We start from the raw sequence: 15,525 nt of genomic DNA, 5'->3' as shown, positions 1-15,525 counted from the left end.
ACCGGATGTGAGGGCGCAGGATGAACGCGACGACCTGCGACGAACGGCGCGCTCACCCGTTCGTCGCACGACCGTCCGACCGCTCGTCAGCGCCAGTATGCCCGCCCGCAGCACGTCGGCAACCCCTCGGCGAGCGTTACCGGGAGACAGCGGATTCGGCTTGGTACACCGCCGTCCGGGTGAGCACCATTGGCCGATGCACCGCAGATCAGCGACCGGTCGCTTCGCGACCACCGGGCGTGGTGACGTCCGGTGACCCTGCTGGAGGCGCACACGGATCTCGTGCCGGCCACCGACCTCGCGGTGGTAGACCTCGGCGCGGGCAGCGGCCCGGCCTGGTTGGACTCGTGGCTCGCGACGCACCGCGCCGACGTCGTGGCTTGGCGACGCTCCGTGCACGCGGTGCCCGAGCTCGCACGCGCCGAGCACCGCACCACCGAGCTGGTGGCGCGGCAGCTGATGGCGGCCGGTCTCGAACCGCGCACGCTCCCCGGCGGCACCGGCCTCGTCTGCGACATCGGATACGGCGACCGCTGCGTCGCCCTGCGCGCCGACCTCGACGCGCTGCCCCTGCAGGAGGACACCGGCCTGCCGTTCGCGTCCACCGTCGACGGCGCGATGCACGCCTGCGGCCACGACGCGCACACCGCGATGCTGCTCGGCGCGGGCCTCGCGCTCGCCTCCGCCCCCAACCTGCCCGGCCGCGTCCGGCTGGTCTTCCAGCCCGCCGAGGAGCTGCAGCCCGGCGGCGCCATCGACATGGTCGCCGACGGTGCGATGGAGGGCGTCGAGCGCATCTTCGCGCTGCACTGCGACCCGCGGCTGCAGGTCGGCAAGCTCGGCACCCGGGTCGGGCCGATCACGTCGGCGTGCGACGTGCTCGAGCTCCGCCTCACCTCTCCCGGCGGCCACACCTCGCGCCCCCACCTCACCGCCGACCTGGTCGAGGCCATGGGGCTGCTCATCACGCAGCTGCCCCTGCTGCTCACCCGGCAGGTCGACCCGCGCTCGGGCACCGTCCTCGTGTGGGGCGCGGTGCAGGCCGGGGAGGCCGCCAACGCCATCCCGCAGCACGGCGTCCTGCGCGGTACGCTCCGCACCGCCGACCACGCCACCTGGGCCGAGCTCGAGGACAAGATCCGCACCCTGGTGGCGTCCCTGCTGGCACCCACGGGCGTCGGCTACGTGCTCGACCACATCCGCGGCGTGCCGCCGGTGGTCAACGAGGCATTGAGCGCCGGCATGCTCACCGGCGCGGCCACCACCGTCCTCGGCCCCGACGCCGCCACCGGCACCGAGCAGTCTAGCGGCGGCGAGGACTTCGCCTGGTACCTGGAGCACGTGCCCGGCGCCATGGCACGGCTCGGGGTGTGGCCCGGCCACGGCCCGATGCGCGACATCCACCAGCCCACGTTCGACCTCGACGAACGCGCCCTCCCCTTCGGCGTCCGGGTGCTGGTGAACGCGGCCCTCGCGGCGCTGGCGTAGGCCCCGCCCCGTCGGGCCCACCCTGCGTGCGGTGGACGTCGCACCCCGGAGGCGTCTGCGCACGGTGCCCGCACTGTGCGAGGTGGATCCGCACCGTGCGAGGTGGACCCGCAGGGTGCGAGGCCGCACCGGGCGCTGGTCGCGATGCCGGTGCCGGTGCCGGTGCGTCTTCGCACCCCCTGGCGGCGTCCTCGCACGGCGTCTGCACCGTGTGAGGTTGGCCTGCGGGGTGCGAGGTCGGCACTGGGCGTGTGAGGTGGTCGGTTCGGCCCGGTTGCACGTGGCGGTGCCGGTGCACTTCACATGCTGGACGCTCTGCTTGCACGGCGTCAGGTGGCCCCGCGGGGTGCGAGGTCGGCACCGAGCGTGTGAGGTGGTGTCCCGCCGGGCACGTCGTGACGCTCGCACCGGTGCCGGTGCTCCTCGCACCCCGGGCGGTGTCCTCGCACGGCGTCTGCACCGTGGGAGGTGGACCCGCGGGGTGCAGGGGTCGGTGCCAGGCGTGCGACGTCGGAAGGCGCCCACTCGCGGGCGCAGTGCCTGCATTCGAAAGCGCGGTGCTTTCGCTTCCCTTCCGACCGTTGACGGTCCTGTTGTCGTATCCCTACGTTCTGCTTCGCCGGTTCGTGCGCACGTCGTTCTCGTCACCGCCGTCGGGAGGGTCGATCATTCCGTCGCTGGATGAGTACTCCCGTTCCCAGGCGATCCTGCTCGAGCTCGACACGACGGGGCGGGTGCTGGTCAGCGAGCTTGCCGAGCGGTTCTCGGTCTCGGCGGTCACCATCCGCAAGGACCTGGAGACGCTGGAGCAGCGGTCGGCACTGCGGCGCATCCGGGGTGGGGCGGTGTCGGCGCGGGCCGTCGACGAGGGTGCGTTCGAGACCCGGCTGCGGGCCCGTCGCCAGCACAAGGTCGCGATCGCCCGGGCAGCCGCCGCGCTGGTGCAGGACGGCGACGTCATCGCCCTCGACTCCTCCACCACCTGCCACTACCTGGCGCGGGAACTGCTCGACCGCCGGTCGCTCGTCGTGATCACCAACGGGATGCCGACCGCCACGCTGTTCTCGGAGCGCTCGGACGCCACGGTCTTCGTTCCGGGCGGGGTCGTGCGGCGGTCGGCGCGGTCCGTGGTGGGCATCGCAGGGGACGTGCTGGCTGGTCGCGGCCGGATCACCAAGGGCTTCCTCGGCGCCCACGCCGTCTCCCCCGAGCGCGGGCTGCTGGACATGTCGCTGGACGAGGCGCAGGTCAAGCACCACATGGCGGTGCACTGCCGCGAGCTGTACGGCCTGCTGGACTCCAGCAAGTTCGGGGGCTTCTCGCTGCACACCGCCGCCCCGATCGAGGCGATCACCGCCGTCTACACCGACCAGGGCGCCGACCAGCAGGTCGTCGCCGCACTCGCCGCGGCCGGGGTGCCGGTGCGCGTCGTCGAGGTCGAGAAACAGCCCCCGCACGAGGAAGTGAGTGATCAATGAGGAGACCACGTTCCACGATGCTCGCCGCTGCAACCGCGGCCGTCGCGCTGGTCGCGGCAGGCTGCGGTCAGGGCAGCGGCGGGTCCGCCACGGGCGGTTCGGGCGACTCGGCCGACGGCGGGGACAGCTACACCGTCGCGTTCGTGCCCAAACTGCAGGGCATCCCGTACTTCGAGGCCATGAACACGGGCGGGCAGGCGGCCTGCGCCGAGTTGGGCTGCAACTGGCTCTACCAGGGCCCCGTCGAGGCCGACGCCGCGGCGCAGGCGAACATCGTCCGCTCGTTCGTGCAGCAGGGCGTGGACGCGCTCATCGTCGCGCCCAACGACCCCGACTCGCTGGCGCCGCTGATGCAGGAGGCCGCCGACGCGGGCATCGCCGTCGCCACCTCCGACACCGACGCCCCCAACTCGGTGCGGGAGGTGTTCGTCAACCAGGCCTCGACGGAGGCCATCGGCCAGGCACTCACCGACGCCCTGCTGGAGGCCATGGGCGGCTCGGGGAAGTACGCGATCGTCTCCTGCGGCGAGACCGCGGAGAACCTCAACTCGTGGATCGAGGTCCAGAAGGCGTACACGGCGCAGAAGTACCCGGAGGCGGAGATCGTCGACATCGTCTACGCCGGTGAGGACCAGGCCAAGGCGACGCAGATGGCCACCGACCTCATGAACGCCCATCCCGACCTGACCGGCCTGGTGGGGGAGTGCACCTCGTCGGCGCCCGGCGTGGCCCAGGCGGTGCGGGACGCCGGGCGGATCGGCCAGGTATTCACCGTGGGGCTCGGCACGCCGCAGTCGATGGTTCCCTACCTTGAGGACGGCTCGTCCAGCGCGAGCATCCTCTGGGACGTCGAGGCGCTCGGCTACCTGACGGCATGGACCGGGGTCCAGCTCGCTTCCGGAGCCGAGTTCCAGCCCACGAACGCGGTCAGCGACGAGCTGACCGCGGTCGAGTACGACGCCGCGTCCAAGACGCTGCTGCTCGGACCGCCGCTGCGGATCACCAGCGAGAACGCCGGCGACTTCGACTACTGATGTCCGACGACCGATCCGACGTCGACGACCCGGGACCGGCGCGCCTGTCGGTCTCGGGCGTCGCCAAGCGCTTCGGGGCCGTCCGCGCGATCCGCAACGCGGACATGGTGGTCCGCCCCGGCACCGTGCACGCACTGGTGGGGGAGAACGGCGCGGGCAAGTCCACGCTGATCAAGATCCTGTCCGGGGCGGAGGCGCCCGACGCGGGCCGGATCACCTTCGACGGCGCCCCGGTCACGATCTCGACGACCGCGGACGCCATGGCGCTCGGCATCGCCACCGTCTACCAGGAGCCGCAGCTGTTCGCCGACCTGACGGTAGCGGAGAACATCTTCACCGGCCGCGAGATCACCCGCCGCGGACGCGTGGACTGGGCCGCCCAGAACGCGCGGGTGGTGGAGCTGCTGGAGCTGATCGGGCTGCCAGCCCGGTACGCCACGGTGCCGGTGAGCGAGCTGTCGATCGCCGAGAAGCAGCAGGTGTCGATCGCGAAGGCGCTCGGCGGCGAGGCGAAGGTGCTGATCCTCGACGAGCCGTCGGCCATCCTCACCGACACCGAGATCGAGGTGCTCTTCGGCGTCGTGCGGCGGCTCGCCGCGTCCGGGGTGTCGGTCATCTACATCTCGCACCGCCTCGACGAGCTGTTCACGATCGCCTCCGAGGTCACCGTCATGCGTGACGGCGAGACCGTGGGCACCTGGCCGATCGAGGAGCTGTCGGTGCGCCGGATCGTCGAGCTCATGGTCGGTGGGATCCTCGAGGAGACCGGCGGCAACCGGGCGGTGCCCGACGCGCCACCCCGGCTCGTGCTCGAGGGGCTCGGTTCCGACGGCGCGTTCGCGGACGTCGAGGTGGTCGTGCGCCCCGGGGAGATCGTGAGCCTCTACGGGCTCGTCGGCTCGGGTGTCGCGGAGATCGCCGAGGCCGTCTACGGGATGCGCAGGGCCACCTCGGGCCGGATCCTGCTCGAGGGCAGGCCGGTCGACCCGCGATCGCCCCGCGAGGCCAAGAAGCTCGGGGTCGCCCTGCTGCCCGCCGACCGCAAGCAGCAGGGGCTGTTCTCCTTCCAGTCGATCTCCTTCAACATCTCGGTAGGGCACCTCCCCCTGCTCACCCGGTTCGGGATCTGGATGGACCGCGGCCGCGAGCGGCGGGTGGCCAGGGACTTCATCAGCAGGCTGGCCGTGAAGACGCCGCACGAGCGCCAGCCCGTCTCGGCGATGTCGGGCGGCAACGCGCAGAAGGTGGTGCTCGCCCGTCAACTCGTCGAGCGGCCGCCGGTGCTGGTACTCGCGGAGCCGACGCAGGGCGTGGACGTCGGCGCCAAGGAGGAGATCCACAGGATCGTCCGCTCGCTCGCCGAGGAGGGCACGGCCGTGCTCATCGTCACCTCCGACCTGCCCGAGGCTATCCGGGTGTCCGACCGGCTGCAGGTCGTGCGTGCCGGGACGACGACCGTCGAGTTCGGCCCGGGCGCAACACAGGCCGACGTGCTGGCCGCGGCCGCCGGGGCGCTCGACGAGGAGGGGGCGACCACATGACCGAGGTGACGGTCCGCAGGGGCGAGGCGGAGCACACCGCGACCGCGCGCGGGCGGGTGCTGCCCTTCCCGATCACCGGCCAGGAGATCGTCCTCATCGCCGTGATCGCGGCACTCTGGATCGCGCTGACGTTCGCGACGCCCGCGTTCCTGACCAGCGCGTCGATCGTGCCGCTGCTCGTGGCGATGGCGCCGGTCGCCCTCATCGGCATCGGCATGACCGTCGTCATCATCACCGGCGGGATCGACGTCTCGGTCGCGGGCGCGGTCATGGTCTGCTCGGTGGTGGTCGGGCGCGCGCTGGCCGAGGGCGGGGTGTCGCTGCCGGTCGCCGTGTTGCTGGCGGTGGTGGTCGGCGGCCTGCTGGGCCTGGTCAACGGCGTGCTCATCGCCTACGGGCGGGTGCACGCGATCATCATCACCTTCGGCACGGCGAACCTGTTCCGGTTCCTCGGGCTGCAGATCTTCGGCGGCACCACGGTGGACGGCATCCCGCCGACCCTGGACGTCTTCGGTCGCGGCGAGGCGGGCCACACGCTGCTGGTGCCGCACAGCTTCCTGCTCATGGCGCTGCTCGCCGCGCTGGCCTGGTACTACCTGCGCCACACCCCCGGCGGCAGGCACTTCTACGCGATCGGCGGGGACGCGAACGCCGCCCGGCTCGCAGGCGTGCGGGTGCAGCGCCGGGTGCTGCTCGCCTACGTCCTGACCGGCCTGCTCACCGGACTGGCCTCCTGCTTCGTGATCGCCCAGGGCACCTCGACCCTCGCCCCCAACGTCGGCTCCGGCATGGAGCTGGCCGCGATCGCGGCGGTCGTCATCGGCGGTACGTCGATCATGGGTGGGCGCGGCTCGGTCCTCGGGACCGTGCTGGGCGCCCTTCTCGTGCAGACGGTGACCTCCGGGGTCACCCAGCTCGGCTGGCAGTCGCAGCTCGCCAGCTTCTTCATCGGCGTCTTCATCCTGGTCGCCGTCGGCGCGGACCTGCTCCGCCAACGTGTGAGGAGGGCGCGATGACCCGGACGCAGGCGCTGCTCGGCACGTTCCTGCGTGCCCTGCTCACGCAGCGGATCGTGCTGCTGGGCGTGCTGCTGGCGGCCGTCGTGATCACGATGACGACCTTGAGTCGCAACAATTACCTGACCGCCCCGTACGACGTCTCCTACATGTCGCTGGCGCTGATCAGTGCGGTGCCGCTGGTGATGCTGGGGCTGGCCGAGCTGCTGGTGATTACCTCCGGGCGCGGTGGGATCGACCTGTCGGTCGGCGCGATCGTCTCGCTGACCAGCATGATCTTCGGCTTCGCCCACGGTCAGTGGGGCTGGCCGCTGTTCCCGGCGCTGCTGCTGGCGGCGGCGTTCGGTGGGCTGTGCGGGGCGCTGAACGGGTTCCTCGTCGCGTACGTCGGCTTCCCGGCGCTGATCACGACGCTCGCCACGTACTACGCGTTCTCCTCGCTCGCGATCGTGATCAACGCGCAGCAGCCGATCAGCACGCCACCGATCCAGGACCTGTACTCGATGGCGCAGGCGGTGCCGCTGCCCGTCGGCGGCGATGACGCGCTGCGGGTGCCGCTGGGTATCGTCACGTTCCTGCTGCCGACGGTGGTGGTGGTCTGGCTGTTGCTGGCCAGGGCGTCCTACGGGCGCCGCCTCTACGCGATCGGTACGAACGACGTGGCGGCCGAGTGGGCGGGCATCGACGTGCGGCGCACCCGGTTCCTCGCCTACCTGGCGGCCGGGGTGATCTCCGGGCTGGTCGCCGTGGTGACGGTGGCCCAGTTCGCCTCGGCGCGCCCCGACGCGGGCATCTCCGGGAACGGGATGGCCCTGCCGGCGATCACCATCGCGGTCCTCGGCGGCGTGGCGATCACCGGGGGCATCGGACGGGTGGCCGGCGTGGTGCTGGCGACCCTGCTGGTCGTCTGGCTCAACGCCGGGATCCTGCTCGCCGTGCCCGGCAACGCCGGCGGGCAGTACCAACTGCTGGCCCTGGGGGCGGTGCTCGTCTTCGCCGCCCTGCTGAACGGGCTCACCAACCGACGGTACGGAGGGGTCACGTGAGCATCACCCACGGCGTCCATGCGCTGGTCTGGACCGGGGGCTGGTCCCCTGAGGAGGCCCGGCACGCCATCTCGAGTTCGGCAGCGGCCGGGTACGACCTGATCGAGCTCGCCGCGATCGACCCCGCCGCGTTCGACTCGGACCTGACCGCGCGGCTGCTCGCCGAGTACGGCCTCAAGGCGAGTGCCTCGCTCGGCCTCGACGAGTCCACGGACGTCTCCAGCGAGGACCCCGAGGTGGTTGCCCGCGGGCGGGCGCGGCTGGCCCAGGCGCTGGACCTGGTCCGCGACGTCGGTGGCGAGATCCTCTGCGGTGTCATCTACTCCCGGCTCGGCAAGTACGCCGCGCCGCCCACCGAGCGCGGGCTCGCCAACTCGCAGGAGACGATCGTCTGGCTGGCCGACCGGGCCGCGGACTCCGGGATCCGGCTCGGGCTGGAGTTCTGCAACCGCTACGAGACGAACGTGATCAACACGGTGCAGCAGACGCTGGACTACATCGCGGTGGTGGACCGGCCGAACGTCGTGGCACATCTGGACACCTACCACATGAACATCGAGGAGCACTCCTTCACCGAGGCCGTCCGGGCGGCGGCGGCCGCGGGGAAGCTCGGGTACGTGCACGTCGGGGAGTCCCACCGCGGCGCGCTGGGCACCGGGTCCGTCCCGTGGCAGGAGTTCTTCACCGCGCTGCGGGAGGTCGGCTACGACGGGACGGTGACGTTCGAGTCGTTCTCCTCCGAGGTCGTGCACCCGACGCTGTCGGGCTCGCTCGCGATCTGGCGCAACCTGTGGGAGGACAACGTCACTCTCGCGAAGGACGCGCTCGCGTTCACCCGCGAAGGCCTCAGCGGGAGCGCCAGTTCTTGAGGCTGTCCAACGCGACCGCCAGCACGATGACCGCGCCCTTGATGATCAGCTGCGTAAAGAAGGGCACGTTCATCAGGACCAGGCCGTTGCTCAGGACGCCGATGATCAGGGCCCCGATGAACGTGCCGTAGATGCGCCCCCGGCCGCCTGCGAGGCTCGTGCCGCCGAGCACCACGGCGGCGATCGCGTCCAGCTCGTACCCCTCGCCCGCCCGGGGCTGCCCGGACTCCACGCGCGCCGCGAACATCACCCCGGCCAGCCCGGCGGTGAGCCCGGCGATGACGTAGACCCGCACCAGGACCCGTTTCACCTTGATGCCGGCCAGCCGGGCGGCCTCGACGTTGCCGCCGACGGCGTACACGTGCCTGCCGAAGCGCGTCCGCTCGAGGATGAACCAGACGACGACATAGGTGACGATCATGACGACGACCGGCGACGGGATGCCCGCGAGGTTCCCGTTGCCCAGTAGCCGGAAGCCGAGCTGGCCGTCGGCGATGAGCGGTTGGGCGTCGGTCAGCGCGTAGGCAGTGCCTCGCAGGTAGGTGAGCGCGCCCAGGGTGACGATGAACGCCGGCAGGGCGAGGTAGGCGATGAGCAGCCCGTTGAGCAGGCCTGCCGCGGCGCCGACGACGACGCCGCCGAGGACGGCGATGAGGGGCGGCGCACCGCTGTTCCACAACATGATCGACGAGACGCCCGCCAGCCCGACGATCGACCCGACGGACAGGTCGATGCCGCCGGTGAGGATCACCACCGTCATGCCCGCGGCGAGCACCGCGTTGATCGACACGGCCCGCGCCACGTTGAAGCCGTTGCTGAGGCTCCAGAAGTTCGGCGCGATCACGGCCATCAGGACGACGAGCAGCAGTAGCACCGCGAGGATGCCGTAGCGGTCCCAGATCTGGGCGAACCGGATCCGGCGGCGGTCCGTCACAGCCGTCCCGACCCCCGCCTCGCCCCGCGCGGTCTGCGTCATCCCTGCGTTCCCCCGTCCTTCGTCGCCGCGACGCCCGTGGCGTGGAGCATGACGGCCTCCTCGGTGGCCTCCGAGCGGTCGAGGTCGGCGACGATGCGTCCGCCCCGGACGACGAGGACCCGGTCGCTGATGCCCAGGGCCTCGGGAAGGTCGGAGGACACCACGAGCACGGCGGTGCCCGCCCCGGCCTGCTCGTTGATGATCCGGTAGATCTCCTGCTTGGCCCCAATGTCGACGCCGCGGGTGGGCTCGTCGAGGATCAGTACGCGCGGCCCCACCGCGAGCCAGCGCCCCAGCACCACCTTCTGCTGGTTGCCGCCCGAGAGGTGCTGCACCTCCTGCGCCGCCGACGTGCTGCGCACGCTGAGCGCGTCCATCTGCGTGCGGGCCACGTCCGCGGCGGCGCGGTTGCGCAGCACGCCGAGCCGGGTGAGGCGGTCCAACGTCGAGGCGACGATGTTGTCGCGGACGGACATCGCCGGGAACAGCGCCTGCTCCTTGCGGCTCTCGGGCAGCAGCCCGATCCCGTCCCGGACACTGGAGCTGGGGGAGCGCCCGTCCAGGCGCCGCCCGTCGAGCGTGACCGACCCGCCGCGGGCGGGATCGGCTCCGAAGATCATGCGGGCGATCTCGGTGCGTCCCGCCCCCACGAGCCCGACCATGCCGACGACCTCGCCCGCGCGCAGCTCGAGGTCGACCGGTCCGATGCCGGCCCCGTCGGTGAGCCCTTCGACGGAGAGCACGACCTCGCCCGGCGCGTGGTCGGTGCGGACGTAGAGGTCCTCCACGTCCCGGCCGATCATCCGGTTGACGACCTGCTCCGGGCTGAGCTCCGCCCGCAGGCTCGTGCCCACCGATCGGCCGTCGCGGAAGACGGTGACCCGGTCCGCGAGCTCCCAGACCTCCTCCATCCGGTGGCTGATGTAGACCAGGCCGATCCCCGACGCGCGCATCTCGTCGATGAGCGCGAACAGCTGCCGGGCCTCGCTGCTGGACAGAGCCGCCGTGGGCTCGTCGAGCACCAGGATCCGCGCGTCCTCCGCCAGTGCCCGCGCGATCTCGACCATCTGCTGCTGACCGACGCTGAGGCGCCGCATCGGGAGCCGGGGGTCGACGGATGCGCGGATGCGCTCGAGCTTGGTACTGGCGTCGTCGAGGACCCGGCGGCGGTCCAGGCTGCCGAACCGCGTCCGCGGCTCCGCGCCCAGGGCGAGGTTCTCGGCGACGGTGAGGTCCGGGACGGTGTTCAGCTCCTGATGGATGATCGCCACGCCGAGGTCGGTGGCCCGGCGCGGGGACGTGATCGTCACCGCTTCGCCGTCGAGCCGGATCGTCCCGGCGTCCGGCTGGTGGACGCCGGCCAGCACCTTCATCAGCGTGGACTTGCCGGCCCCGTTCTCGCCCATCAGGGCGTGCACCTCACCGGGGCGCAGGTCGAAGTCGACACCGCGCAGCGCGGGCACCCCGCCGAAGGCCTTGGTGATCCCCTCCATGCGCAGGAGGGCGTCGCTGCGGGCCATCTCCGCGGTCCGCTCCCGCTACTTCCAGCCTTCGTAGTCGGCGAGGTTGTCCCGCGAGATGAACTCGGTGGGGACGAGGACCGTCTCCTGCTCCAGCGGCTCACCCGCGAAGAGCTTCTGCGCCATCTCCAGCGCGATCGCGCCCTGCGTGTTGGGGTCCTGCGCCGCTGAACCCTGGAACATCGAGTCGGGCTTCTCCAGCTCGGCCACCGCCTCCGGCGACGCGTCGACCCCCACGATGACCAGGTCGGTGTATCCGGCCTGCTGCGCGGCGAGGGTCGCGCCGAGCGCGCTCGGGTCGTTGATGCCGAAGATGCCCACGACGTCCGGGTTCGCGGTGAGCATGTCCGTGGTCAGGGTCAGCGCCTCCGCGCGGCCGTTGTCGCCGCTCTGCTGGGCGACGATCGCGATGCCGGGGTAGTTCTGTTCCAGCGCGGCCTTGCAGCCCCGAACGCGGTCCTGCACCGAGGAGATGGGGGTGCCGTCGACGAGCAGGATGTTGCCGCTGCCGCCGATCTGCTCCGCGAGATGGGTGCACGCCACCTCGCCCGCCTGGGCGTTGTCCAGGGTGACGGTGGCCTGGGCGCCGCGAGCGGTGACGTCGATAGCGACCACCGTGATTCCCGCACCCTTGGCCCGCTCCACGGCCGGACCGATGCCCTCGGAATCCACGGCGTTGATCAGCAGGACGTCGATCTGCTGCTGGATGAGCGTGTCGATCTGCTCGTTCTGGGCGCCGAGGTCCTGCCTGCCGTCCAGTACGTTGACGGTGGCGCCGATTTCGGTCGCCGCCGATTCCACGCCGTTGGCCATCGACTGGAAGAAGGGATTGCTGAGGTCCTGGACCATCAACCCGATCGAGTCGATCTGGCCGCCGCCCCCACCGCCGGCGTCGGAAGTGATGGGATCGCCCTCGCTGCAGGCGGCGAGGAACATCCCCGCCACCGCGAGGCCCGTAACTGCACGCAGGGCGGGCCTGCTCGACATATGTCCACCTCGATGTGGTCCGGGTCCCGCAGCGACCGTGCTGCATCGGCGGCGAGAGTAGGCCGACCACAAATCAATGGTCAACAGTGAGCAACAAAGCGAAAGCCCGCGATGCGCCAACGAAACCGCGGCGATTTCGCCAGGGCGGTGCCCGTCCGTTCAGTACGACTTGCGGCTCGGCTTGTTGCGCAGCGCGGAGACGTAGTCGTCCGGCGCGCCCGCCCGCTCCGCGGCATCGGCGATCACGCCGAGGTACCGGGCACTGGGCAGCCCGCCCTCGTAGTCGTTGAGCACGTAGATCCAGGCCAGGGCGTCCCCGTCGAGCGTGTGCACGCGCAGCCGCAGCTTCTTGTGGAGCCCCAGCTCGCCGCCCTCCCAGCGGTCGAGCTGCGGGGCGTCCAGCTCGGAGACGTCGTAGAGCACCACGAACACCTGCGAGCCCGGGTCCTCGACGACGGTGGAGAGCGCACCCTCCCAGCCGTAGTCCTCGCCGCCGAAGGTCAGCCGCCAGCCCATGAGCCAGCCCGTCCCCGCCATCGGCGAGTGCGGAGCACGCTCCTTCATCTGCGCGGGATCCATGTTCGACCCGTAGGCGGCGTACAGCGGCACCGGGCCAGGGTAGTGCGCGGGCCCCCGCGTACCGTGATCGGGGAACCCCGACTGCAGAGGGAGGCGTCTGTCGGTGACGCGCATCGTGATCATGGGCGGCGGACCGGCCGGCTACGAGGCGGCCCTGGTGGCGGCACAGCACGGCAGCGACGTCACCGTCGTCGAACGGGACGGCATGGGCGGCGCGTGCGTGCTCGACGACTGCGTCCCGTCCAAGACCTTCATCTCCTCGGCTGGCATCCGGGTGGACATGCACCGGGCCCCCGACCTCGGCGTCACCGCCGACCGCCAGGCCATCGGCGTCGACCTGCCGACCGTGCACGGCCGCGTCAAGGGCCTCGCCCTCGCCCAGTCCGCCGACGTGCGGGCGCGCGTCGAGCGCGAGGGCGTGCGCATCATCCGCGGCACCGCGTGCTTCGTCGGGGAGCGGTCGCAGGAGGCGCCCCACCTGATCGAGGCGCTCACGCCCGACGGCGAGCGCGAGGAACTGCCGGCCGACGTCGTGCTCGTCGCCACCGGGGCCACGCCGCGCGTTCTGCGCGACGCCGAGCCCGACGGCGAACGCATTCTCACCTGGCGCCAGCTCTACGACCTCGAGGAGCTCCCCGAACATCTGGTCGTGGTGGGCTCGGGCGTCACCGGGGCCGAGTTCGTGTCGGCCTACGTGGAGCTGGGCGCGAGGGTCACACTGGTGTCCAGTCGCGACCGGGTGCTGCCCGGCGAGGACGCCGATGCCGCCGCCGTGCTGCAGGACGTCTTCGCCGAACGCGGGGTCGAGATCCTCTCCCAGGCCCGGGCCGACGCCGTGCGCCGCACCGACGACGGTGTGGTCATCGAGCTCGCCGACGGGCGCACCGTCACCGGGTCGCACGCGCTGATGACCGTCGGGTCCGTGCCCAACACCACCGACCTGGGCCTGGAGAAGATCGGCGTCGAGACCGACCGCGGCGGCTTCATCCCGGTCGACCGGGTCTCCCGCACGTCGGTGCCCGGCGTCTACGCCGCGGGCGACTGCACCGGCGTGCTGATGCTCGCCTCCGTCGCGGCCATGCAGGGCCGGATCGCGATGTGGCACGCGCTGGGCGAGGGCGTCGCGCCGATCAAGCTGAAGACGGTGGCCGCCGCCGTGTTCACGCGCCCGGAGATCGCCACCGTCGGCATCAGCCAGCGCGCGATCGACGCGGGTGAGGTGCCCGCGCGCACGATCATGCTGCCGCTCTCGACGAACCCGCGGGCCAAGATGCAGGGCCTGCGCCGCGGCTTCGTCAAGCTGTTCTGCCGCCCGGCCACCGGTGTCGTCGTCGGCGGCGTGGTCGTGGCCCCGGTGGCGAGCGAGCTCATCCTGCCGATCGCGCTGGCCGTGCAGAACGGCCTCACGGTGGCCGACCTGGCTCACACGTTCTCGGTCTACCCGTCGCTGTCCGGGTCGATCACGGAGGCGGGCCGGCAGCTGATGCGCCACGGCGACCTCGACTGATCCCGGGATTCCGGGACGGGTCCGGGTCATCCCCGATCCCGGCGCGCCGCACGGCGCGCACGATGGAGGCATGAGCATCAAGCAGGCCACGTCCCAGATCCCGATCGGCGCCGTGCTGCTCGCCGGGGCAGGCGCGCAGCTCGTGGACGACGCCGCCTACCTCGTCCTCCCGCCCACCGCCCTCCTCGCGCCGCTCAGCGGGCTCCTCGCGATCCTGCTGACGGCGGGCGCCGCCCGGGTGGTGACCCGCGGCCGCACCGGACCTGCCGTTGCGCGGACCGGCCTCGCGGTCGGCGTCGCCTCGGCGGGGATCGGGCTGCTCATCGGCGGGCTCGGGTTGGTGGCGATCCTGCTCGCCGGCGTCACGGTCGTGGCGGGGGTGGCCGGTGCCGTCGCCGGGCGCGGCCTCACGCGGGGCGCGCTCCCGAGCTGAGCGCCCGCCGGGGAACGACGTTTTGTCCATCTGGGGCCGGATGGGCCGCGATCAAGGCGCTGACGTCGCTCCTGGATCGATTCCGGGCGACAGCAGTGCCTTGATCAGCGCGCTTCCACCCGGCGTCGGGCGGCCCGTCAGTCCGGCCGTCCGCCCGGCCCCTCGAGCAGCTCCGCCACCCGGTGCCGCAGCCTTCGCACGTCGGTCGGTGCCACCGTCGTCCACTCGGTGCCGTCCTCCCCGACGGAGCGGCTCATCGCGTAGCGCCCGCGCGGGCCGTCGAGCACGCCCAGCACGCCGCCGGCCCGGCGCAGCACCCCCCACCGGTCGGCGGTGAGCGCCACGATCTGCGCGCGGCCCTCGACCCCGCGCAGCATCCGCGCCAGCAGCCCCGCCTCGGTCGGCGTCACGTCCCGGGCGACGAGGGCCGCCCGGATCCCACCGGTGGGCGCGGCCGTCGCCGCCGCGAGCACGTCGGTGGGGACGGTGGCCGCCCGTCCGGGCCCGGGGCGGGCCGGAGGGAGCACGCCGAGCAACGCCGACGGCAGCGAGCCGCACGGCTCGATCGTCACCGTGGCGTCCTGCCGGACGGCGAGTGCGCCCGTGCCCGGCTGCCCGGCCGCCACCGCGCGGACGCTGCGGCCCCACCAGGCGCGCAGCTCGAGCTGCTGGACCGGCCTGCTGAGCAGATGCAGCAGCCGGGCGAGCTCGGGGTCGGGGCCGGACGGGCCGGCGAGCCCGCGCTCGCGCAGCGCCTGCCATCCGACGGCCTCGATCGCGCGCCGCTCGGTGTGGGTACGGCCCGGCGACTCCAGCCGCAGGACGACGGGGGTCGGGCCGAGCCGGAGCCGTTCCCACAGCACGTCGAACTCGACGGCGGTGAGGACGTGGCGGTGGGCCGTCGGGGGGGCCAGGGCGGGGGCCTGCTCGGTCACGCGGCGACGGTAGGCCTGCGGTCCGTGCCGGTGGGGGCGTTCGCCGAACTCGTATGCGATCGCGAACGGCGACGGCCGGTGCGGAGCGTCCTCCGCACCGGCCGTCGCGGTGTCGC

General features: G+C 72.2%; 14 protein-coding genes. 9 read left to right on the top strand and 5 right to left on the bottom strand.

The window, feature by feature from the left end:
• The first annotated feature begins 252 nt into the window (after positions 1-252).
• From KME75_RS16350 to KME75_RS16320, 7 genes are all read left to right on the top strand, one after another.
• Positions 253-1,488, top strand: coding sequence for an amidohydrolase (locus tag KME75_RS16350; RefSeq protein ID WP_219415686.1), 1,236 nt, complete (start codon positions 253-255; stop codon positions 1,486-1,488).
• Between the two features lie 581 nt (positions 1,489-2,069).
• Positions 2,070-2,966 (top strand): DeoR/GlpR family DNA-binding transcription regulator, encoded by an 897-nt coding sequence (locus KME75_RS16345; RefSeq protein WP_219415685.1) that lies wholly within the window; start codon positions 2,070-2,072, stop codon positions 2,964-2,966.
• Between the two features lie 17 nt (positions 2,967-2,983).
• Positions 2,984-4,000, top strand: coding sequence for an autoinducer 2 ABC transporter substrate-binding protein (locus KME75_RS16340; RefSeq protein WP_246632208.1), 1,017 nt, complete (start codon positions 2,984-2,986; stop codon positions 3,998-4,000).
• Positions 4,000-5,541, top strand: a complete 1,542-nt coding sequence (locus tag KME75_RS16335) for a sugar ABC transporter ATP-binding protein (protein WP_219415683.1) — start codon at positions 4,000-4,002, stop codon at positions 5,539-5,541. Before KME75_RS16340 ends, KME75_RS16335 begins: the two co-directional genes overlap by 1 nt.
• Positions 5,538-6,557 carry an ABC transporter permease gene (locus KME75_RS16330; RefSeq protein ID WP_219415682.1) on the top strand — a complete coding sequence of 340 codons (1,020 nt, stop codon included), beginning with the start codon at positions 5,538-5,540 and terminating at the stop codon, positions 6,555-6,557. The genes KME75_RS16335 and KME75_RS16330 overlap by 4 nt, the downstream gene beginning before the upstream one ends.
• Positions 6,554-7,603: an ABC transporter permease gene (locus KME75_RS16325; RefSeq protein ID WP_219415681.1), complete on the top strand. Its 1,050-nt coding sequence runs from the start codon at positions 6,554-6,556 to the stop codon at positions 7,601-7,603. The genes KME75_RS16330 and KME75_RS16325 overlap by 4 nt, the downstream gene beginning before the upstream one ends.
• The gene (locus tag KME75_RS16320) at positions 7,600-8,472 is read left to right on the top strand and encodes a sugar phosphate isomerase/epimerase family protein (protein WP_219415680.1); all 873 of its coding nucleotides are present in this window, start codon (positions 7,600-7,602) and stop codon (positions 8,470-8,472) included. Before KME75_RS16325 ends, KME75_RS16320 begins: the two co-directional genes overlap by 4 nt.
• Here the strand turns inward: KME75_RS16320 and KME75_RS16315 are convergent.
• The 4 genes from KME75_RS16315 to KME75_RS16300 all read right to left on the bottom strand — a co-directional run bounded on the left by KME75_RS16315 (position 8,450) and on the right by KME75_RS16300 (position 12,564).
• Positions 8,450-9,448 (bottom strand): ABC transporter permease subunit, encoded by a 999-nt coding sequence (locus KME75_RS16315; RefSeq protein WP_219415679.1) that lies wholly within the window; start codon positions 9,446-9,448, stop codon positions 8,450-8,452. The two genes, KME75_RS16320 and KME75_RS16315, sit on opposite strands and share 23 nt — an antisense overlap.
• Positions 9,445-10,968, bottom strand: a complete 1,524-nt coding sequence (locus KME75_RS16310; protein WP_219415678.1) for a sugar ABC transporter ATP-binding protein — start codon at positions 10,966-10,968, stop codon at positions 9,445-9,447. The genes KME75_RS16315 and KME75_RS16310 overlap by 4 nt, the downstream gene beginning before the upstream one ends.
• Before the next feature lie 18 nt (positions 10,969-10,986).
• A complete protein-coding gene (locus KME75_RS16305) occupies positions 10,987-11,955 on the bottom strand; it encodes an ABC transporter substrate-binding protein (RefSeq protein ID WP_219415677.1) in 969 nt (322 codons plus the stop codon).
• A 159-nt stretch (positions 11,956-12,114) separates the two neighbouring features.
• A complete protein-coding gene (locus KME75_RS16300; RefSeq protein ID WP_219415676.1) occupies positions 12,115-12,564 on the bottom strand; it encodes a gamma-glutamylcyclotransferase family protein in 450 nt (149 codons plus the stop codon).
• Positions 12,565-12,637: 73 nt separating this feature from the next.
• Here KME75_RS16300 and KME75_RS16295 point away from each other — a divergent pair, with 73 nt between their 5' ends.
• Together KME75_RS16295 and KME75_RS16290 are read left to right on the top strand one after the other, a co-directional pair.
• Complete coding sequence (locus tag KME75_RS16295) at positions 12,638-14,041, top strand: NAD(P)H-quinone dehydrogenase (protein WP_219415675.1); 1,404 nt, start codon at positions 12,638-12,640, stop codon at positions 14,039-14,041.
• 70 nt (positions 14,042-14,111) lie between these two features.
• Positions 14,112-14,474: a hypothetical protein gene (locus KME75_RS16290; RefSeq protein WP_219415674.1), complete on the top strand. Its 363-nt coding sequence runs from the start codon at positions 14,112-14,114 to the stop codon at positions 14,472-14,474.
• Between the two features lie 137 nt (positions 14,475-14,611).
• On the opposite strand, the gene KME75_RS16285 is transcribed toward KME75_RS16290, so the two are convergent.
• Positions 14,612-15,525, bottom strand: a 914-nt coding sequence (locus tag KME75_RS16285) for an ESX secretion-associated protein EspG (RefSeq protein WP_219415673.1), incomplete at its 5' end; no start/stop codon positions are given.

Origin of the sequence: Pseudonocardia nigra (genome assembly GCF_019396355.1) — a bacterium.
Taxonomy (GTDB): Bacteria; Actinomycetota; Actinomycetes; order Mycobacteriales; family Pseudonocardiaceae; genus Pseudonocardia; species Pseudonocardia nigra.
This window is presented reverse-complemented; position numbering and strand designations above follow the sequence as displayed.

Excerpts from the sequence above, each read along its gene's own strand:
- KME75_RS16335 (WP_219415683.1), top strand. The coding sequence starts at position 4,000 with ATGTCCGACGACCGATCCGACGTCGACGACCCGGGACCGGCGCGCCTG.
- KME75_RS16315 (WP_219415679.1), bottom strand. The coding sequence starts at position 9,448 with ATGACGCAGACCGCGCGGGGCGAGGCGGGGGTCGGGACGGCTGTGACG.
- KME75_RS16290 (WP_219415674.1), top strand. The coding sequence starts at position 14,112 with ATGAGCATCAAGCAGGCCACGTCCCAGATCCCGATCGGCGCCGTGCTG.
- KME75_RS16330 (WP_219415682.1), top strand. The coding sequence starts at position 5,538 with ATGACCGAGGTGACGGTCCGCAGGGGCGAGGCGGAGCACACCGCGACC.
- KME75_RS16340 (WP_246632208.1), top strand. The coding sequence starts at position 2,984 with ATGCTCGCCGCTGCAACCGCGGCCGTCGCGCTGGTCGCGGCAGGCTGC.
- KME75_RS16325 (WP_219415681.1), top strand. The coding sequence starts at position 6,554 with ATGACCCGGACGCAGGCGCTGCTCGGCACGTTCCTGCGTGCCCTGCTC.
- KME75_RS16305 (WP_219415677.1), bottom strand. The coding sequence starts at position 11,955 with ATGTCGAGCAGGCCCGCCCTGCGTGCAGTTACGGGCCTCGCGGTGGCG.
- KME75_RS16310 (WP_219415678.1), bottom strand. The coding sequence starts at position 10,968 with ATGGCCCGCAGCGACGCCCTCCTGCGCATGGAGGGGATCACCAAGGCC.